Source organism: Parafrankia sp. BMG5.11 (assembly GCF_004337455.1).
The window spans coordinates 424,491-443,245 of sequence record NZ_SJXI01000001.1 but is presented as its reverse complement, the minus strand read 5'-3'; the positions used below and the strand labels follow the sequence as shown (position 1 = coordinate 443,245).

At 64.4% G+C, this 18,755-nt stretch carries 17 protein-coding genes; 7 read left to right on the top strand and 10 right to left on the bottom strand.

All coding sequences use genetic code 11. The features are described from left to right. Positions 1-15: 15 nt before the first annotated feature. Both E0504_RS02150 and E0504_RS02145 read right to left on the bottom strand, forming a co-directional pair. On the bottom strand, positions 16-819 hold the full coding sequence (locus E0504_RS02150) for a nucleotidyltransferase family protein (RefSeq protein WP_131621434.1): 804 nt from the start codon (positions 817-819) through the stop codon (positions 16-18). Beyond that, a complete protein-coding gene (locus E0504_RS02145) occupies positions 816-1,868 on the bottom strand; it encodes a phosphoribosylglycinamide synthetase (RefSeq protein ID WP_131621432.1) in 1,053 nt (350 codons plus the stop codon). Before E0504_RS02145 ends, E0504_RS02150 begins: the two co-directional genes overlap by 4 nt. Positions 1,869-1,968: 100 nt before the next feature. On the opposite strand from E0504_RS02145, the gene E0504_RS02140 reads away from it, so the two are divergent. Next, positions 1,969-3,399, top strand: a complete 1,431-nt coding sequence (locus E0504_RS02140) for a hypothetical protein (protein WP_131621430.1) — start codon at positions 1,969-1,971, stop codon at positions 3,397-3,399. 263 nt (positions 3,400-3,662) lie between these two features. Here E0504_RS02140 and E0504_RS02135 read toward each other — a convergent pair whose 3' ends face one another. From E0504_RS02135 to E0504_RS02115, 5 genes are read right to left on the bottom strand one after another with little or no spacing between them, the layout of a single operon-like run. Beyond that, positions 3,663-5,504 carry an ATP-binding cassette domain-containing protein gene (locus E0504_RS02135; RefSeq protein ID WP_131621428.1) on the bottom strand — a complete coding sequence of 614 codons (1,842 nt, stop codon included), beginning with the start codon at positions 5,502-5,504 and terminating at the stop codon, positions 3,663-3,665. Positions 5,505-5,560: 56 nt separating this feature from the next. Next, positions 5,561-6,949, bottom strand: a complete 1,389-nt coding sequence (locus tag E0504_RS02130) for an efflux transporter outer membrane subunit (RefSeq protein ID WP_207912091.1) — start codon at positions 6,947-6,949, stop codon at positions 5,561-5,563. Positions 6,950-6,957: 8 nt separating this feature from the next. Then, entirely contained in the window at positions 6,958-7,983 is a 1,026-nt protein-coding gene (locus E0504_RS02125) for an efflux RND transporter periplasmic adaptor subunit (protein ID WP_131621426.1), read from the bottom strand. A 1-nt stretch (position 7,984) separates the two neighbouring features. Then, positions 7,985-8,719 carry an ABC transporter ATP-binding protein gene (locus tag E0504_RS02120; protein ID WP_131621424.1) on the bottom strand — a complete coding sequence of 245 codons (735 nt, stop codon included), beginning with the start codon at positions 8,717-8,719 and terminating at the stop codon, positions 7,985-7,987. 11 nt (positions 8,720-8,730) lie between these two features. Then, positions 8,731-9,846 carry an ABC transporter permease gene (locus E0504_RS02115; RefSeq protein WP_207912090.1) on the bottom strand — a complete coding sequence of 372 codons (1,116 nt, stop codon included), beginning with the start codon at positions 9,844-9,846 and terminating at the stop codon, positions 8,731-8,733. A gap of 92 nt (positions 9,847-9,938) precedes the next feature. On the opposite strand from E0504_RS02115, the gene E0504_RS02110 reads away from it, so the two are divergent. Further along, positions 9,939-10,571 carry a TetR/AcrR family transcriptional regulator gene (locus E0504_RS02110; protein ID WP_131621420.1) on the top strand — a complete coding sequence of 211 codons (633 nt, stop codon included), beginning with the start codon at positions 9,939-9,941 and terminating at the stop codon, positions 10,569-10,571. Positions 10,572-10,605: 34 nt separating this feature from the next. Here the strand turns inward: E0504_RS02110 and E0504_RS02105 are convergent, their stop codons facing one another. Further along, the gene (locus E0504_RS02105) at positions 10,606-11,343 is read right to left on the bottom strand and encodes an alpha/beta hydrolase (protein ID WP_207912089.1); all 738 of its coding nucleotides are present in this window, start codon (positions 11,341-11,343) and stop codon (positions 10,606-10,608) included. Positions 11,344-11,395: 52 nt separating this feature from the next. On the opposite strand from E0504_RS02105, the gene E0504_RS02100 reads away from it, so the two are divergent. Both E0504_RS02100 and E0504_RS54005 read left to right on the top strand, forming a co-directional pair. Continuing rightward, positions 11,396-11,659: a hypothetical protein gene (locus E0504_RS02100; RefSeq protein ID WP_131621418.1), complete on the top strand. Its 264-nt coding sequence runs from the start codon at positions 11,396-11,398 to the stop codon at positions 11,657-11,659. A gap of 339 nt (positions 11,660-11,998) precedes the next feature. Further along, positions 11,999-13,237, top strand: a complete 1,239-nt coding sequence (locus E0504_RS54005; protein WP_207912088.1) for a site-specific integrase — start codon at positions 11,999-12,001, stop codon at positions 13,235-13,237. Between the two features lie 41 nt (positions 13,238-13,278). On the opposite strand, the gene E0504_RS02090 is transcribed toward E0504_RS54005, so the two are convergent. Beyond that, entirely contained in the window at positions 13,279-14,178 is a 900-nt protein-coding gene (locus E0504_RS02090) for a hypothetical protein (RefSeq protein ID WP_131621414.1), read from the bottom strand. 146 nt (positions 14,179-14,324) lie between these two features. Beyond that, entirely contained in the window at positions 14,325-14,603 is a 279-nt protein-coding gene (locus tag E0504_RS54000) for a helix-turn-helix transcriptional regulator (protein WP_373693854.1), read from the bottom strand. A gap of 204 nt (positions 14,604-14,807) precedes the next feature. On the opposite strand from E0504_RS54000, the gene E0504_RS02080 reads away from it, so the two are divergent. The 3 genes from E0504_RS02080 to E0504_RS02070 all read left to right on the top strand — a co-directional run bounded on the left by E0504_RS02080 (position 14,808) and on the right by E0504_RS02070 (position 18,750). Continuing rightward, positions 14,808-15,293 carry a hypothetical protein gene (locus tag E0504_RS02080; protein WP_131621412.1) on the top strand — a complete coding sequence of 162 codons (486 nt, stop codon included), beginning with the start codon at positions 14,808-14,810 and terminating at the stop codon, positions 15,291-15,293. A gap of 1,037 nt (positions 15,294-16,330) precedes the next feature. Then, a complete protein-coding gene (locus tag E0504_RS02075; RefSeq protein WP_131621410.1) occupies positions 16,331-17,875 on the top strand; it encodes a class I adenylate-forming enzyme family protein in 1,545 nt (514 codons plus the stop codon). Beyond that, positions 17,872-18,750, top strand: coding sequence for an SDR family NAD(P)-dependent oxidoreductase (locus E0504_RS02070; RefSeq protein ID WP_131621408.1), 879 nt, complete (start codon positions 17,872-17,874; stop codon positions 18,748-18,750). The genes E0504_RS02075 and E0504_RS02070 overlap by 4 nt, the downstream gene beginning before the upstream one ends. Positions 18,751-18,755 lie beyond the last annotated feature (5 nt).

The window sequence follows — 18,755 nt, the reverse complement described above, 5'->3', positions numbered from 1 at the left end:
TCTCCGCAGCGGCGGTCAGACAGCTGACGGACCGGCGCGCCGCGCCAGAATGTCCTCCACGCAGCCCAGCGTCCGGTCGTTATCGACGTCGATCGCCTGCGATCCGTCACGGATGATCACCGGGGTCACGGTGCGGCCGATCCGGCGTGAAATCCGCCGCATCGCAGCCGCCAGGCTAAGGACCGAGAGCCGCATCAGGACGAGGTTGAGCAGTCCGAACGCCTCCACGATCCGGCCGACGTTCTTGGCGAACTGGCCGCCGCCGCGGAACACCTCGGCCGCGGCGAGCGACGACCGGTCGGCCATCGCGTACAGGTTGCAGTTGGAATATTCATCGTCTCGGAAGCGATAGAACCGCCGCTGCCCTTCGGCGTGGGCAGCCAGCACCGACGCCTTGTTCGCCATGCCGATGGCGACGTCCGATCCGGTGACCGCGTCGAGCATCGCATCGACCGATGCTGCCGTCAGCAACGCATGATCGGCGGTGGTGATCAGGATCGGCCCGGCATGCTTCCCGACCGCCGCGAACACACTGTCTGGCAAAGTTCCCGCGGCCGGCGTGAAGCTGACCTTGGCCGTGCTGATCGAGGCGCGCCGCAGCACCTCGGTAATCGGATCGAATGCCTCCGGCTCGGCCGAGATGACGATCTCGGAAATCCGCTCATGATCCGCCAGCGTCCGCGCGACATAGGTGATCAGCGGCTCGCCCCGCACGGGGATCAGCGCCTTGTGCGACAGGCCGAACCTTTGCGCCAGGGCATTGACCGTGCCCGCGCGCTGCCCGGCCAGGACGACCGCTCGCGCCGCAGGACCGCTCATGCCGCGAGCCGTGTGCCGGACCCGAGCAGGCCGTGCCGGTCGAGGCTTTCGGTCAGGATCGTCTCGATCAGCTCGCTTTGCGACCAGCCAAGCAGCGCGGCGGATCGGCCGAACACCTTCTGCGACCACAGGTTGCAGTTGAGGTTGACCTCGAGGAAGTGAACGACACCGCTGCTCGCATCGTACCGGAATTCGAACCGGCCGTAATCGAACGGATGGTAGGTTGTCGCCAGCGCGCGGGTATGCCGCGCGATCAGGTCAATCACGGCAGGGTCGGCCGAATCCGCCAGCGGCACAAGACTGTATTTCTGCTCGCGTTCCACCAGGTCGCGCTTTTCCTGATAGGTGCGCAGGTGCGCCGGGTCGGCCTGTTCGAACAGCATCATCGGCATGATCGCGGGCTGACCGCCGCTGATGATCACCGGGACTTCGACATCGCTTCCGTCCAGGAACGGCTCGACGATGGCGTCGTGGCCGTCGTCGTGGATCTCCTCGATCGCCTTCACCGCCGACGCCGTATCGGACGCATCGCGCACCCCCCAGCTGGCGGAAGACGCATTGGGCTTGATCACCAGCCGGTCGCCTGCGGGCAGCGTGGCAGCGTCCGCCGGGGCGCCGCGGCGGAAGATCGCCCACGGGGCGGTCGGCACGCCTTTCGACTGCGCCTCCAGCTTTGCCAGATGCTTGTCGTCGCTCAGGCCGCGCAGGATCGGGGTCGCCCCCAGGTATGGCACCCCCAGGCGTGTCGCGAGCAGCGGCAGCAGCATCTCGGAATTCAGAAAGCCCCCGCGATTGAGCAGCGGAAAGATGAAATCGCAGCCCGGATCGGCGAACAGCGCCTCGTAGCTGTCGGCCAGTTGCAGGTTGATCCCCAGCCCCTCCAGAACTTCGCGCATCTCGCGGTGGTAGGCCGCGTGATTGCCATCTTCGTGGTGCAGCCCGCTCTGCCAGAACACGTGCTTGGCGATGAGGAGGATCCGCAGCCGCTCCCGCGCGGTTTCGGGCAAGCGGGCGCGCCGCGGTTCGGCAAAGGCCAGGTTGGGGTGCATCAAAGTAGTCTTTCTCTTGTGTGCTGCGCCGCTATGTAGGCGGGCGGGGCGCCGAACAGAAGGCGCTCCACTAGTCGCGGACGACCGGCAGGTGAAGAGAATGGTGGAAGCAAGGTTCGTCGCCGCGTTGCTGGCGTCCGGCGGGGATGGCCGGATCGAGCTGCGCAGCGGCGCGAATACGAACCAGTACGGCGCCTCCCCCTTCCCGCGATCGGTGCGGGCCTATGCCTCGTCCACCGCGAACGACGTGTCGCTGGCGGCGTTCGAGCACTTGCACGATGTCCTGTCAGGCTGGCCGCAGGACTTTGCGCACAGCCCGGACTTCTACCGCGCCTCCCTGGAACAGCTGCGCACCCGCATTCGCCAGTCGTGGATGCTGGCCGACGAGGTGGAGATCGCGTTCGCCGCGTCGGGCACTGATCTCGAATACCTGCCGCTGGCGGCGGCGGCTGCCAACAGCGCCTTGCCGGTCACCAACATCCTGGTCGGTCAGGACGAGGTCGGCAGCGGTTGCCTGCTGGCCGCGAGCGGCCGCCACTTCGCTGACAAGACCCCGCTCGGGATCGCGGTGGCCAAAGGAGAGGCGCTGGCGCAACTCGGGGCGACGACGGTCGTGGCCGTTCCCATCCGCGACGACGCAGGCACCGCGCTGACCAGCGCCGAACTCTCGGCCCTGATCGAACACGCCGCGCGGCAGGCCATCGCCGATGGGCGGCAGGTGCTGATCCACGTGGTTCACGGGTCGAAAACCGGGCTGGTCCTGCCCGACCTCGCGGCGATCGACGGCTTGCGGCAGCGGCTCGGCGAGCGCGCGCGCTTCGTGGTCGACGCATGCCAGGCGCGCTCGTCGCCCGAAATGCTGGCGCACTATCTCGAACGGGACTGCGCGGTGATGGTCACGGGGTCCAAGTTCATCGGCGGGCCGCCGTTCTCAGGCTTCGCTTTTTTCCCTGCCGCATGGGCGCCGGCCGCGCCTCTGGCCACTGGTCTGAGCCGGGTGTTCGCCCGCAGCGAACTGCCCGCGAGTTGGACCGCCGCCGCGTTCCTCGACGAACGAACCAATCCCGGACTGCCGTTGCGGCTGCTCGCGGCACAGTTCGAAGTGGAGCGCTTCGCGGCGGTCGCCCCTGATCTGCGCCATCAGGTGATCTCCGCCTTCGGGTCGGCGGTGCGCGGGCTGGCGGAATCGCTGGGGGCATCGCTGGTGTCGCCCTCGCTCGCGACCGCCGAACTGCACCACGCGACGCTCGCGACGCTCGATCTGTCATCGCTTCGTTCGGCTCCGGACTTTGCGATGGCCCAGCGCTGGCACCGGGTGCTGGCCGCGCGCGGGTTGCGGCTGGGGCAGCCGGTGAAATGCGTGCGGCAGAGCGACGGGAACTGGGGCGGGACGCTCCGGCTCAGTCTGTCGATGCCCCTGATCGTCGAGTTCGCCAAACTGTCGGCGGCCGACCTGCGGCACCGGTTGACGACTGACATGAGCCAGATTGCCGATGTGATCCGGGCTGCGGAAAAGCCGGTCGTCGCCTGACGGGGGCGGAAGCTGCGATCGGCAGCGCGGCGAATTCGACGATCTACGTGCCGGGGCGGGGTATTCGCTTCCCCTTGGTGCGGCTGGTCAGGTGTACCCGTCGGCACCGGTCGCAGCGATAGTGCCGCAGCTCCAGACCTGATCGCGCGATCGCGGCGACAGCCTCGTCGACCGACTCGAACGAAGCCTTCCGGCGGCAGACACTCAGCCTGGTTCGCATCCGCTCCTCTGGCGCCGTTCGTCGGCCCGTGCGGCGGCCCGCGTCATGCCACGCGCTGTTCCAGGCTTTCGCTGGCGCTCAACCAGTCGCTCTCGGCAGCGGCGAGATCCTTTTCCAGGCTCGCCCGGCGCCGCGCCAGGTCGCCCGGCGACGCGGCTGAGCCGCCGATCAGTGCTTCGTCCAGGCGGGCGATTTCGCCCTGCAGGCCGGCGATCCGTTTTTCGATCTCGCCGATGGCGCCGCGCGCAAGACGGGCGTCCTCGCGTTCCTTGGCGCTGGAACGGCGATCCTTCTTCCCGCGCCCGGCCCGCTTCTCCTTCGGCTGGTTCCGACCGAGCACGAAGTCGATGTAATCCTCGATGCTGCCGTCATAATCGGTCGCGGTGCCGCCATCGACCAGCACCAGCCGGTCTGCGGTGAGCTCCACCATGTGCCGGTCGTGGCTGATAAGGATGACCGCGCCTTCGTAATCGTTGAGCGCCTGCACCAGCGCCTCGCGCGCATCGACGTCGAGGTGGTTGGTCGGCTCGTCGAGGATCAACAGATGCGGCGCGTCGCGGGTGATCAGCGCCAGCGCGAGCCGCGCGCGCTCCCCGCCCGACAGCTTGGCGACCTGCGTGGTGGCTTTCGGTGCGGAAAAACCGAACCGGCCAAGCTGCGCGCGCACCGCCCAGGGGGTTTTCCCCTCCATCGCGCGCGTCATGTGCTCCAGCGGCGTGGCGTCCGATGCCAGTTCCTCGACCTGGTACTGCGTGAAGTAGCCGACCTTCATCTTGCCCGAGGCCTGCATCGCCCCATCGAGCGTGGGGAGCTGGGCGGCGAGCAGCCGCGCCAGGGTGGTCTTGCCGTTGCCGTTGCGGCCCAGCAGAGCCAGCCGGTCGGTGGGATCGAGGCGCAGGTTCACCCGGCTGAGCACGGGCGTCCCGCCATAGCCCACCGCCGCGTGGTCGAGCACGATGAGGGGCGGCCGCATCTCCTCCGGGCTGGGGAAGTCGAAGCTGAGGCTGGGATCCTCCATCAGCGCCGCGATCGGCTGCATCCTCGCGAGCATCTTGGCCCGCGACTGCGCCTGCTTGGCGGTTGAGGCGCGGGCGCTGTTGCGCGCGACATAGTCCTGCAGCTTGGCCCGCTGCGCATCCTGCGCCGCTTTGGCCGCGGCAAGCTGCGCCGCCCGTTCCGCCCGCTGCGCCTCGAACGCGTCATACCCGCCGGCGTACAGGGTCAGCTTGCCGCCCTGCAGATGCAGGATCGCGGTGACCACGTTGTTCAGCAGGTCCCGTTCGTGGCTGATCATGATCAGCATGCCGGGATAGCTTTTCAGGAAGCTTTCCAGCCACAGGGTGGCTTCCAGATCGAGGTGGTTGGACGGTTCGTCCAGCAGCAGCACGTCGGGCGCGGAAAACAGCAGCGCGCCCAGCGCCACCCGCATCTTCCATCCGCCCGAATAGCTGTCGAGCGGCTGCGCCTGCATCTCTTCGTCGAACCCCAGCCCGGTCAGGATGATCGCCGCGCGCGCCGGCGCAGAATAAGCGTCGATCGCCAGCAGACGGTCGTGAATGTCGCCTAGACGGTTGGGATCCTCGCAGCTCTCCGCTTCGGCCAGCAACCGCGTGCGCTCAAGGTCGGCCGCCAGCACCGCCTCGAACGGAGTCGTCTGACCGCTGGGCGCTTCCTGCGCGATGTAGCCGAGCCGCGCGCGCCGTGGCATCTCGATCTCGCCGTCGTCCGGATCGATTTCGCCGATGATCGCCTTCAACAAGGTGGACTTGCCAGCGCCGTTCCGCCCGATCAGTCCGATGCGGCCGTCAGCCGGGATTGTCGCGCTCGCGCCATCGAGGATCGTGCGGCCGCCCAGCCGCACCGTGAGGTTGTTGATGCTGATCATGATGCGCGGCGCCTAGCAGCGCGGCGCGCGAATCCCAACCATCCTCCCGTCCCGGGTCACTCGCCGCCCAATGCCTGCCACAGCAGGACCCGGGCCCGGCGCGCCCGCCCGGCGGCCGCGGCTGCCCGCTCGCCGCTGCTGTCGGCCGCTCGCCGGGCTTCGAGCACCGTCAGGAAATCGGCCAGTCCCGCCTGTTGGCGAAAGCCCGCCAGTTGGGCCGCGCGCTGCAGGCTGGCCGCTTCCTGGGTGGCGGCGGCGGCCTCCCGGTCGGCCGATGCGACCAGCGCATAGGCACCCTCCGCATCGCCAAGGGCGGTGAACACCGCCCCGCGATAGGCCTCGAACGACGCTGTTTTCTCGGCTGCAGCCCCCTCGATTTCCGCCCGAATCCGGCCGAAGTCCAGCAGCGGCGCGGCGACCGATGCGGCCAGATTTCCGATCACCGAATTGGTTTCGAGCAGATCCCCCAGCCCGAACGCGAGCAGGCCGACGGCGGCCGACAGGTCGAACACTGGAAACCGCCGCCGGGCCGTCGCCGCGAGCTCCGCGTCAGCGGCGGCGAGGGTCGCGGCAGCCGCCACGATGTCCGGCCGGTTGGTGAGTAGCGCGGACGGCAGCGCCGGCGGCGGTGGCGGCAGCGCCGCCGCGCTCGCTTCACGGTTCAGCGACGCCCGCACATCGCCGGCGCCCTGCGCGGTCAGCGTCACCAGGCGGCCCAGCAGCCGCGCGCGATCGCTGTCGAGCGCGGTGAGACGGCTGCGCGAGGACGCCGCCGAACCTTCGGCCCGCACCCGGTCGAAACCGGGCGCGATCCCCGCCCGTTCGCGCACCACGGCAAGCCGCGCCAGCTCTTCGGCGGAGGCAAGGTCGGCGCGCAATTCCGCTTCGCGCGCAGCCAGCGTCCGCCAGTCGATCACGGCGCCGGCGATTTCGGACACGAGCGCGATGCGCACCGCGCGGGCCGAAGCGGTCGCCGCGTCGATTCGCGACAGCGCCGCGCGCTCCCGCGCGCGCAGTCCGCCGAAGATATCGGGGTCCCAGCGGGCGGTGAGGTTCGCCGCGTAAGCGACCCGCTCGCTGTCAGCCTGGATCCCTGGCGGCAGGTTCGCGGAAAATTGCGCCGGATTGGAGCGGGTGCCGGTCACGCCCCCGTTGATCCCGATTTCGGGAAGGCGCTGCGCCCCGGCGCGGTCGGCACCGGCGCGCGCCTGCTCGATCCGGGCGGCGGCCTCGGCCAGGGTGGGCGATGCGGCGAGCGCCTGGGCCGTCAGCAGCTGGAACGCCGCGTCGTCGCGCGGCAGCAAGGCCGCCAGCTCCGCGCCGACCGTCGCTTCGGGCGCGTAAGCATACGTTTCGGGCAGTTCCGGCACCGGCGTGGCGATCTCGGGCGGCGGTCCCGCGGCGCAGGCCGACAAGGACACGGCGCTGGCCGCGGCCAGAAGCATGCGCGCCATCACGTGGTCGCTTTCGCGGTCTGGCCGGGGGCGGTCTTGCGGGCCGCGGCCTTGCGAGCGGGAATGTACGCATCGACCTGCTGCCCCACGCGGAACAGTCCGTCCGCCGGGGGTAGCTGGTAGATCACTTGCAGGACCCGCACGTCGACCCGTTCGGCGGCGCTGTTGGTGAGCGAGCGCTTGGGCACCACCAGCGGTTCGGCGCGAACGAAGGTCGCCTGCACCTGCCGGTCCGCCGCCCCGCGCGGCGAGACGGTGGCGGAGGCGCCCAGCGCGACGTTGGGCGCCTGCTCTTCGTCGATGTCGATCCGCACGTGGAGCGGCTGCGTCTGGCCCATCTCGATGAACGGTTGCGCGTTGCCGCCTGCGCCTGTCGTGCTGACGTATTCACCTTCGCGGATGTTGACCGACAGGATCTCGCCGGCGCGCGGCGCGCGGACGGTCAGCCGCCCGATCTCGGTGCGGGCGGAGTTGGCGCGCGCTTCCGCCGATTGGAGCTGCGCCCGCGCGAGCGCGACGCGTTCGCCCGCCGCCGCGGCCTCTCCCTCGGCACGGATGACCTCGACCCGGCTGACCGCGGCCGGATCGGACACGCTGCGGAACAGCGCCAACTGGCGCCGTGCGGTCACCGACGCGCTTTGCGCTTCGGCGATCCCGGCCCGCGCCGCAGCGATGGCGGCCTCCGCCTCGCGCAGCTGGGCGCGCACCGCGCGGTCGTCGACGGTGAACAGCACTTGTCCGCGCGCCACCTGGTCGCCCGGTTGCACCGCCAGCCGCGTCACCAAGCCCGACAGCGCCGAGCCGATCTGGATCAGCTCGCTCGACGGTTCGACCACCCCCGACCCGGCGACCCGGGGCTGGCTGGCGAGCGCGGCAGGTGCGCGTGCGGGTTCGCGGGCAGGCTCGGAAAGCTGGCGGTCAGGCAGTCCGCCAGCGATGAACAGCGCCGCCACCAGCAATCCGGCTACCGCTATCGCCGGCAGGACTTGGCGTGAGAAATTGAGGTTCTTCCACTCGATCGTCATGTCAGTGTCCTTCGGGCATGTCCTTGCCGTCGTGGGTGACGCGGCCGTCCTCCAGCACGAGGATCCGGTCAGCGAGATCGAAAATGCGATTGTCGTGCGTCACGATGATGCACGCGCGGTCCGGCGCCACCGCCACCTCGCGTAGCAGGTCCATGACCAGGCGACCCGATGCCGCGTCGAGCGCGGCGGTTGGCTCGTCGCACACCACCAGGCGCGGCTGATGGACCAGCGCCCGCGCGATCGCGACGCGCTGCTGCTGGCCGCCCGACAGCTGGCTCGGCAACTTGGCCGCCTGGTCGCCGATGTTGAGCTTGTCCATCATCGCGACCGCCCGGGCGCGAGCCTCGCTCCGCCCCATCCCCTGCGCGATCAGCGGCACGGCCGCGTTGCTGGCGGCGTCGATCGAGGGGATCAGGTTGTACTGCTGGAAAATGAAGCCGATGTTGTTCAGCCGGAACTCGACCAGCGCCGTGTCGCTCAGCCCATAGATGTCGGTCCCGAACACCTTCACCTCGCCCAGCGTCGGCCACAGGATGCCGCACATGATCGAGATCAGGGTGGTCTTGCCTGAACCGCTTTCACCGACAAGGTAGGTCAACTCTCCCGCCCGGACATCAAGGTCGATGCCGTGGAGCACGGTGATCGTCTGCTGCCCCGCCTTAAAGTCGCGCGTGACGCCGCGGGTGCTGATCGCCGCTTCCCCGGGGGCGCTGCCGCCGATCGGGCCGGTGTCCATCGGCGCATCCATCAGCGGAACACCGAAGCGGGTTCGGTGCGCAGGACGTTGCGCAACGCCAGCCACCCCGTCAGCGCCAGGATCAGCGCGACCGCCGCCAGGCTGATCAGCGGAATCTGCCACGGGATGTAGAACCCCTTGAAGGTGGGATTGCTGGAGAAGCTCCAGATGAAGGCGACCGTCCCCAGAACGCCGAGGCCATAACCGATCAGGCCGACCAGGCCGGCTTGCGCGGCGACCATCCGCCTGATCTTGCCGTTGGTCACGCCGATCGCCTTGAGCGCACCGAATTGTTTGATGTTGTCGCGGATGAACAGGCTGAAGGTCAGCCCGACGATCGCCACGCCGACGATGAACCCCAGCGCCACTGTGATCCCGAAGTTCAGCGGGATGCCGGTGTTGTCGATGATGAACTGGATGCCGTCCCGGGCCAGCTCGTCGCGCGTCCGCGCCCGCAGTCCCGTATCCTCGTGAATGCGCTGCGCCAGGGTGCCTGCGGAAACGCCGTCCGCCGCCCCGACCAGCACGAACGACAGCCGGTTGCGCGTTCCCGGCACGTAGCGAAGGGCCTGTGTGTACTTGGTGTACAACGTCACCTGGCTGGTGAAGCTGGGGAGCGCATCCGCCACGCCGCGGATCACCGCCCGCTGATCGTTCAGCTCCAGCCGCTGGCCGATCGGGCTGCTGCCGTCCTCGAACAGCCGGGTCACGCCGACATCGTCGATAATCACGCTGTCGGGCTGCGAGAGAACCTCTGCGCTGCCCATGACCATCGAGCGCGGCAGGCCGATCAGGGTCGCGTCGTCCACCCCGATGATCGCCACCCCTTCCAGGTCGCCATCGCCCGAGCGCACCGAAGCCGATGCGCGCAGGTGCGGCACCGCCCATTCGACGCCCGGCACGCTGCGCACCTTGTCGAGCGCGGTCGATGGCATCGGATAATTGACATCGGTGGTGCGGCTGACCTCGTCCATCACCCACACATCGGCGCTGGAGACGTTGTACACCCCGCTCGATCCGCGTTCGATCAGGTTGACGAAGATTGTCAGCTGCTGGGTGATGAGCAGGGTCGAGAACGCGATGCCGAACACCAGGCCGTAGAACTTCTGCGCGTCGCCGGTCAGCATGCGGATGGCAATCCAGATCATGCCGTCTTGCCTCCCTCCATGCGCAGGCCCATTACTGAACGCCTGCGTTTAATTGAACTGGACCGTTCAGGATGTCAAACGATCATGGCTCTACCAAGGGTCGGCCGGCCGATCCGGCGAAACGCGAGGCGATCCTCGCCGCCGCCAGCGCGGCGTTTTTCGAACACGGGTTTGGCGGAGCGTCGATCGAGCAGATCGCGGCCGACGCGAATGTGTCCAAGGTCACCGTGTACAATCACTTCGGCGACAAGCGCGCATTGTTCACCGCTGCGGTCGAGGAGGAGTGCAGCCGCCTCAGGACCCAATTCTCGATCGACGATATCGGCCGCAGGTCCTTGCGCGAGCATTTGACCGCGATCGGCACCGGGATGGTCGCGTTCCTGTCGCGCCCCGAGATGGTCCAGTTCGAGCGCCGCATCGCTGCGGAGACCGAAAAGGAACCTGAACTGGGCGCGGTGTTCCTGGCGGCGGGTCCGCACCGGATGAAACAGGCGTTCGCCCGGTTCATCCGCCAGATGTGCGATGCCGGCACGATGCAGGCGGACGACCCTGACCTCGCAGCGGAGCAGTTCGTCAGCATGTGCAAGGGGATGGGGGATCTGGAACGGCGGTTCGGCCATCCCAGCGATCCGGTTCGCATCCAGGCGCGGATCGCCGGCGCGGTGGACGTGTTCTGCTGCGCCTATGCCGCTGAAACGCCCTGACGCGCCTCCCGCGGCGCTGCGTCCGCCGTGCAGCTCACCGCGGGCCTTGCAGCGCCTCGGCCACGAAATCGTGCCCCAGCCTGATCCCGTGTGGATCGACGCTGTGCCCCAGCCCCATGGATACGTGCGTGGTCACCTCGACCCCTGCGCGCCTGAGCTCGCTCTCCGCCAGGTGGAGCGCGGCGACCGGCACCACCGGATCGGCCGAGCCGTGAACCAGCAAGACCGGCGGCTTGGCCTCCGGAAGACGGTGCAACTCGCCGGCTCCGGTCAGCATGCCGGAATAGCCGACGATCGCCGCCACCGGCCGGGGTCGCCGCAAACCCACGTGCAGCGCCATCATCGTGCCCTGGCTGAACCCGACCAGCGCCAGGTCCCGTTCGGTCAGATCATACTGCGCCAGCTTGCGATCGAGGAACGCGTCGATCGCGGGCGCGGCGGACGAGGCACCTGCGGCAAGCGCCTGCGGGTGGAAGCCGGTTAAGCCCCACCACTGGTACCCTGACGCCATGAACCCGCACCGCTGCGGGGCGTGCGGCGCCAGAAACAGCGCGTCCGGCAATGCATCCTGCCAGTGCGGCGCGAACGAGATCATGTCTCTGCCGCTCGAGCCATAGCCATGGAGCAGCAGCACGATCTGCCGGGGTGCGCCCCCTGAACGCGGCGCGAGGCTGGCACCATTGACGATCTTCAATTCGCGTAACTCCCGCTGGCGCGGGTCCACCGCCTCGGACCCGCTGCGCCAAGTGGGGTGGCGCGGCGCGATGTCCAACCCAGGCTGCGTAATGCTTCGCCTTGGGCGCGAGCGGCGCTAAGCCCGGGTCATGGACCTCGATCATTTGCTCGACCATTACTTCGGCACCACCGATCTGGCGCACGCGTCGCTCGCGATGCGGGAAGCGGGGCTGGATCGCCTGCGCGTCGATTTCGGCCTGTCCGCCGACCGGTCGCGCCGCTTCGCGCTATGGTCGCTGCTGTATCTGCTGGGCGAAGCGCCGGATCTCGACATAGCGTTCAAGCTGGAGGAGGATCGGGACGCCGCGCGAAACCTGATGGACCTGCTCGCACGGACCGAGCAGGAAACCTGATCCCGAACGGGTAGCGCATGTCTCCACGGCGTGCCGTCCGCCTGCCACACGCGCGCACCCCACCAAATCTGACGAGGCGCCGCACGTCTGTGAATGGCTGCGGGAGTGGTGAGCCCTGCTGGGTTCGAACCAGCGACCTACTGATTAAAAGTTTTGGTCGCGAGCGCGCTGGCGATCACGCTCTAATACCCTCACCTACTCTAAGCACCTGACCTAAGGCGATATTTGCCTAACTTGTCTACGCTCGAGTGCTACCGGTTGCGCCTCAATCCTTTTCCCGGTGGTCGCTATGTGGTTGCTGCCTGATGTGCTACCCGGTTGGCACATAGGAGCAATCGGGTGCCGCGACTTACAAAAGCTTCCGTCGAGGCGGTGTCCGTGCCCGCCAGTTCACCGGTGTTGAGTTGGGACGATCAAATCCCAGGTTTCGCTATAAAGGTCTTACCTTCCGGGACCCGAAAGTATGTTCTGAAATATCGGACCGCAGGAGGGAGAGGCGGGCGCCAGCGGTGGCTCGGCCTCGGTACTCACGGGGCGATAACAGTGGATCAAGCGCGGAAACTCGCGAAGCAAGCAGCCGCAGCCGTAGCGCGCGGTGAGGACCCTCAGCAGGAACGAAGATCTCGGGGTGCAGAACCGCGGCTTATCGACCTTTGGGAGCGATTCGCCGCCGACCACTTAGGCTTAAAGAAGCCTGGCACGCGCGCGGACTACTGCTCAATTTGGGCTAATGCCATCGGTCCTGCCTTTGCCAGTCACATAGTAGGCGATCTCAGCCGCGCCGAGGTGGATAAGTTCCACAAGGCGATGCGAGCTACTCCTTACCAAGCAAATCGCACATTGGCTCTTCTGTCTCGCCTACTGAACCTTGCTGAGGCATGGGGGTGGCGGAACCAAGGGACGAATCCTTGCAAGCACGTTACCCGGTTCTCTGAAAGGCAGAGGCAGCGCTTCCTGTCCGCTGCGGAGATCAGCCGCCTTTTTGAAGCTCTTGATGCTCTGGAGTCTAGATCGGAAATCACTGGCCACCTCGCGAACCTGGTTCGACTTCTGCTGTTGACGGGAGCGCGGTCAGGGGAGCTGAGGATCGCCCGGTGGGATTGGGTTCAATGGGACCGCAAGGTCATTGCTCTGCCCGACAGCAAGACAGGTGCTAAGCCTATCTACCTTAACGACGAGGCACTTGCGATACTGCAGGAACAGCACGCGCAAAGTGGCCGCGGCGATATGATCTTCGCGGGCAGGACGACAGGGTCACCGATCGTCAACTTGCGTAAGCCTTGGCTTAAGGTCTGCAGTGAGGCAGGCCTAGAGGGGGTGAGAATACACGATCTCCGGCATACCGCAGCGAGTGTCGCAATCGGAGCCGGCGCAACCCTGGCGGTTGTCGGCAGGCTCTTGGGACACACTCAAGCACAGACTACCCTGCGTTACGCCCATCTAGATAGCGACCCGGCCTTGAAAGGCGCCAATCTGATCGGGAGTCAGATAGGGGCGCTTCGGCGGCCGACGACGGGCAAGCCTAGCGGAATTAACGACATAGAAGCACAAACAGAAGATGACGGGCTCGTCGGATAATTGATCTTCCGACGAGCCCGTTCCTGAGGTTCCCGCTATCGTTAGTCGACGGTCGGTCCCAAGATGTAAAACGGCCGATAGCGCTTCCGCCGCTGGCGGTGAGTGCGCTCCCAAAACTTCCGTTCATTGAATGGGGCGACGGGGGTCGGCGTGTCATACACCCTAGTTTTCGCCCATCGCTTTACCTGCTTGCGGCATCGCGACAGTATGGTCGCCCCACCCTTCGTGCCGATGCACAGCGCCGTCAGCGGCAGTTGGCTCAACAACTCGTGAACCCGCATTGCAAGTTCCGGCCGGTACCCTTTAATGGTTTTCATCATCTTGTACTGGTAGAACTCCTCCTTCTTTTTCTGCACTAGGTTCTTGGCTTCATACGGGGCCTTCAACATGTAGGCAGCCCAGTACGCTGCAGTCCCTAATTCAGGCGTGATCGGCGTCACCACGATCGGATCGGCGCCAAACCGAGATGTCCAGGCTTGAATGCCACGTTGCGGGACCAACTCCATGTTCGGCATCGGTGCCAGCCGCATTTTGGGATTATACCAGATAAGCATGTGGACATGCAGAAGGAGGCTGCGACCCGCCCCTCCCCCCGGGTAGTTCATAAGGGGTGACACTTCGAGCGCGGTAATTCCGTCCACCTGCATCTTGATCATCGCCCGCCGCGCCTTTTCAAGAAGGCTGTCCAGGTAGACGGCTGGGCGCCGGTCCGACATTATTCCCTCGTCCGCCAGCAGCGTGACGAACATGAACTGCAGATCTGGATCGTTAGCCTCTAGGTCCCGGATTTCACTTACCAACAGGTTGGCGAACTTCACCCGGGCGGGGATGTCTGAACAGCGAAGCTGATCGCCGTACGGTCGGGTACCTGACAGGGCCTCAAGCCGACGCCGATCTTTCCTGTTAAGCGGCAACTGATCAGCGCGAGCTTCAAGTTTCACTCCATATTGCCTGAAGCTCTCAGTAATTTTCTCCCTCGCGTGCCGGGTCTTTTTCACCTCCCTGTAGCGGGCAGGCTTCTGGCGCGTTGGCCGGCTTTTCAGAAGACGCCTTAAGGCCTTCTCGACTTGGCTCTTAACACGGGAGCTCATTGTACGGCCCCCTCTGCAGGATCACCGTACATCTGATGTATACTACAAGCGCCCACCGCTGACGTGCTGAGAAACAGGTGCGCTCGTTCCCACCCCTCGACAGCGGCAATCGGATAACGAATGCAGCGACCGAGCTTGAGAAAGGGAACTCCCTCTCCACGAATACGCCAGCCCTGCAGTGTGCGGACTGAAACATTCAGACGCTGTGCAAGCTGATGTTCGGTAAGATGAGTGATCTGCGGCTCACTCTGAGCCCCACAGAAGGTCTTTTCCATTATATTTACTCCATTCACTCTCGATGAAATTCGAGGCAAACGAGTTTTTACAGTTCTACTTTCATGGCCTTTTCGAAGCCCACACGACAAACAACACACGATCCCAATTTCGTGGGATTGTGCGGTATGAGTTGATGACAATCCCAGAAAAATGGGACAGTGCGTGTACGGAAAGTCGCAAAGACCTGAGGAGGTAAACGCAGAATGGCCAAAGCGTCGAAACCCTCCAAGCCGAAGCTGACTGACTTTGTGGGCTGGCGAAAGCGCTTCGAGCGCATCTATAGAGAAGCGTGCAAACGGCCCCCGTCACCCTACCCGCGCCGTCGTCCGCTAAACGAGCTTAAGGACGAATTTTATCGCTACTACCGGGCCATCAAGAGGGCTGGCGAACTTCAAGCGCTTGAAGACCACATTCAGCAGCGCGACAAGCAATATTGGAGCCGCCACCGAGGCAAGGGAAAAGGCTCGTGGTGGGTTATGCGCCTGGCCGAAGCTGACGATGGCTATTTCCAGATACCGTCAAGCACGACGCGCAGTCGTTTGGCTACGGAGCTCGAGTACGCCGATCAGAACAACATCGCGCCAGATATGCTGTTGGCGTTCCTGTACGAGTCAGGCTCAACCGAGACGATAGAAGAAGACTTCGCTGAGGGTGAGAGGCCCAAGTGGGCAGCGCGCTATCGGGAGTGAGCAGTCCGCCTCTCAGATAGTTGCAAGCGAACTGGGATGGTGATCGACTGCCAGTTTTGGACTGAATGTCTAGAGCTGGGCCGGTTGCGGACGGGCAGCTTTTTGACGTGAACTACGCCAAAACGGCTGTCCGGCACCACGACGGGGACGACCGAACAAAGAGATGGTGCTTGGCCACTCTAGGTTGCCTAGCTGATCAGGCTTTACCCGCCCATTCGCCCAGGAGTTGTTGCGGTCAATGGCGGAACCGTCACGTCAACCAATCAATCTGATGAGCGAGCGGCAACTCGTGCCTGCTCGTCGTTCCAATCGTGAAACGCTCCCGTCGAATATGCGCCTCTAGTCGTTACCACTCGCGTCGCGACACTGGTCCAATCAATAACAGTGCTGTGGGAGGCCGTATGATTAGCTTACGGGAGAATGCTGAAGCAAACTACCGGCACCCGCCAAGCGCCATCGAAGAGTGCTGAAGGCGGGAATTTTTCGGTCGTTCAATAACACCAGAACCGTGCCAGAAGATGGCGCCGCGTATCCGAGGATCCTGGGAGACCTTTGTGATCGAGGAGGAAGTTTGTCGCGAACGCGAAGCCGCTGAAAGCGCGGTACCTCATCGGGAGTACGCCATAGTTTCAAGTGTTTTGGGTGCCACCCCTACGCCCAAAGCTAAGGTGTCTTCCGCCAAATTGGTGCTATCCTCGCCATACGGAGATCTGGCGACTTATCGAATGCGGGTGGGCGGCGCAGGTTCTGCGACCGAGAACGGGTCTCGGTTTACATGCCGGCTTGGATATCGTGGCGAACTCGTTTTACCTCCGACAAGATAGCTGAAACGCCCGTCGTCTTGAGCACGTTAGCGACCGCTCCGAGCTCGAAAAGTGGGGTCGAGGAAGCCCAGCAAGGCGTGGTGCCGCCTAAAGCCAATGTTGGTGACAGCGTTCCAATTCAGGAACTTTCGGTCTCACTTCAATTGGCTATTCAACAAGAATGGAGCGTGCATGATCCGCTCGGACGAGGATCGGGAAAGGTATATTACATAAATGATCGGCTCCAAGGAGCTGCTCGGTCGCAGGTTTGGGACCGTTGCAGCGCTAATTTCTGCGCATGCTGAAGAACGCGGCGACAGGCGCGCGCTTGTAACCAGCGACGACTCGTTGACCTACGCAGAGCTCAACCTGTTTATGGATCGACTCGCTGCTGCACTGCAACGCGATGGCGTCGTGAAAGGCAGTGCAGTTGCAATGATCGCTGGAACAACCGTTTCGAGCGCTGCTCTATTTTTTGGTATTTTGCGGGCCGGCTGCGTACCGGCGCCGATGGCGCCGTCGGCGACACCAGCGCAAATTGCGGCTATGATCAGCGACAGCACCGCGCGCGTTGTGTTTGTGGACGCCGAAGCGGCTGCAGTGCTGCCCTCAGTAACCGCGGACGTTATTCTCCTAGAAAACTTGGAACAGTGGCTTGTCCCCGACACGATCCGTCCGATGCCGGTGGTGATCGAAGCCGGTGACCCGTTCAACATCATTTATTCATCGGGAACGACCGGTACGCCCAAAGGCATTGTGCACACCCACGGCACAAGGTGGACCCAAACGATCTCGTGGGCGAATGCAGGCTTCGAAGACGCAGTCACCATGGTGGCGACTCCACTTTACTCGAACACCACGCTTACGACGCTGATCCCCACAATCGCTTTCGGGGGCACGGCGATACTTCTCGGGAAGTTTGACGCTCAACGCTTCCTGGAAGTGGCCGAGCGGGAGCGTGCGACCCATGCGATGCTGGTTCCAGTTCAGTACCAGAGAATAATGGCGATATCTGACTTCGATCGCTTCGACTTGTCCGCTTTCCGTTTGAAAACGTGTACAAGCGCTCCTTTCCCCGCAGAGCTAAAGTCCGATGTAGTCGCACGCTGGCCCGGCGAGTTGCTCGAGATATATGGCATGACCGAGGGTGGAGGCACATGCCTTCTTTACGCGAACCACTTCCCTGAGAAGCTTCATACGGTCGGCCAACCAGCTCCCAATAACGACATCCGCCTTATCGATGAGCACGGTCAGGAGGTAGCTCGAGGGATGATCGGTGAAGTTGTAGGTAGATCATCGTTCATGATGAGCGGCTATCACGGCCGCAAGGAAGCCACGGAAGCCGCAACCTGGCGCGATAGCGATGGCAATATTTTCATTCGGCATGGCGATCTCGGCCGCTTCGACGAGGACGGTTTTCTGACGCTGTTGGGGCGTTCTAAGGACCTGATCATTTCAGGTGGCTTCAACATCTACCCAGCCGATTTAGAGGCGGTATTGCTCGAGCACCCGCGAGTGGCAGATGCAGCGGTGGTGGGGGTCCCCTCCCAAACTTGGGGGGAAACTCCCTTCGCATATTTCGTCCCGGCAGATGGCGGGGTCGAGGCCACGGAACTACTTACATGGTTCAATGCACGCGTAGGTAAGACGCAGCGGCTTTCGGGTCTAACACCCATCGAGGAGCTACCGCGCAGCGCCATTGGCAAGGTCCTGAAGCGGGATCTGCGTGATCGCTATGAAGCGTCATCCGCACACCAAGAAACACGAGGAACATTATGACCGATTTGAATGGGCGGGTTGCGATCGTAACGGGAGCCGGCGGCGGACTAGGTCGCGCGCATGCACTGCTGCTGGCCCGGTACGGAGCAAAGGTGATCGTAAACGATCTTGGCACTGGCGCTGAGCAGGTCGCCTCCGAGATCGCCGCTGCAGGTGGCGCGGCTATCGCGGCGCAGGGCTCGGTGACGGATGAGGCGCAAGTCGCGGCAGTGGTGGAGGCAGCGATGTCGCGGTGGGGGACCGTGGACATCCTAGTAAATAATGCCGGCATTTTGCGCGATGCATCCTTCGCGAAGATGACCATCGAAGACTTCCGCGCAGTCGTTGACGTGCACCTTATTGGCGCCGTCATCTGCACCAAAGCGGTTTGGAACATCATGAAGGCACAGAATTATGGCCGCGTGGTGATGACTACCTCATCCTCGGGGCTTTTCGGTAACTTTGGCCAGGCTAATTACGGGGCAGCGAAGATGGCCTTGGTTGGGCTTATGCAGACGCTCGCTATTGAAGGTGCTAAGAACAACATCCGCGTGAATTGCCTCGCGCCAACTGCTGCTACAGCGATGACCGACGGACTTCTACCAGAGCCGATGAAGGCGCTTTTGGTGCCTGAGCGCGTCAGCCCGGGCCTCCTTAAGCTCGTAGAAGATGACGCACCGACGCGCGCCATTTTATGCGCAGGTGCAGGTCACTTTGAGCGTGCGTACGTAACACTTACGCAAGGTGCCTTTGTTGGTAGCGGAGAAGACGCGGCCGAAGGGGTTGTCGCCAATTGGGAGGCAATAGGTGATCGTGCCGACGAAATTGTGCCAGAATCAGGCGCCGCTCAGATCACGCGCGAGCTGACCTCCGCATCGCAATCCGCTCAAGCCTAAGGGAC

Excerpts from the sequence above, each read along its gene's own strand:
- E0504_RS02150 (WP_131621434.1), bottom strand. The coding sequence starts at position 819 with ATGAGCGGTCCTGCGGCGCGAGCGGTCGTCCTGGCCGGGCAGCGCGCG.
- E0504_RS02145 (WP_131621432.1), bottom strand. The coding sequence starts at position 1,868 with ATGCACCCCAACCTGGCCTTTGCCGAACCGCGGCGCGCCCGCTTGCCC.
- E0504_RS02140 (WP_131621430.1), top strand. The coding sequence starts at position 1,969 with ATGGTGGAAGCAAGGTTCGTCGCCGCGTTGCTGGCGTCCGGCGGGGAT.
- E0504_RS02135 (WP_131621428.1), bottom strand. The coding sequence starts at position 5,504 with ATGATCAGCATCAACAACCTCACGGTGCGGCTGGGCGGCCGCACGATC.
- E0504_RS02130 (WP_207912091.1), bottom strand. The coding sequence starts at position 6,949 with ATGCTTCTGGCCGCGGCCAGCGCCGTGTCCTTGTCGGCCTGCGCCGCG.
- E0504_RS02125 (WP_131621426.1), bottom strand. The coding sequence starts at position 7,983 with ATGACGATCGAGTGGAAGAACCTCAATTTCTCACGCCAAGTCCTGCCG.
- E0504_RS02120 (WP_131621424.1), bottom strand. The coding sequence starts at position 8,719 with ATGGACACCGGCCCGATCGGCGGCAGCGCCCCCGGGGAAGCGGCGATC.
- E0504_RS02115 (WP_207912090.1), bottom strand. The coding sequence starts at position 9,846 with ATGCTGACCGGCGACGCGCAGAAGTTCTACGGCCTGGTGTTCGGCATC.
- E0504_RS02110 (WP_131621420.1), top strand. The coding sequence starts at position 9,939 with ATGTCAAACGATCATGGCTCTACCAAGGGTCGGCCGGCCGATCCGGCG.
- E0504_RS02100 (WP_131621418.1), top strand. The coding sequence starts at position 11,396 with ATGGACCTCGATCATTTGCTCGACCATTACTTCGGCACCACCGATCTG.
- E0504_RS54000 (WP_373693854.1), bottom strand. The coding sequence starts at position 14,603 with ATGGAAAAGACCTTCTGTGGGGCTCAGAGTGAGCCGCAGATCACTCAT.
- E0504_RS02080 (WP_131621412.1), top strand. The coding sequence starts at position 14,808 with ATGGCCAAAGCGTCGAAACCCTCCAAGCCGAAGCTGACTGACTTTGTG.
- E0504_RS02075 (WP_131621410.1), top strand. The coding sequence starts at position 16,331 with ATGATCGGCTCCAAGGAGCTGCTCGGTCGCAGGTTTGGGACCGTTGCA.
- E0504_RS02070 (WP_131621408.1), top strand. The coding sequence starts at position 17,872 with ATGACCGATTTGAATGGGCGGGTTGCGATCGTAACGGGAGCCGGCGGC.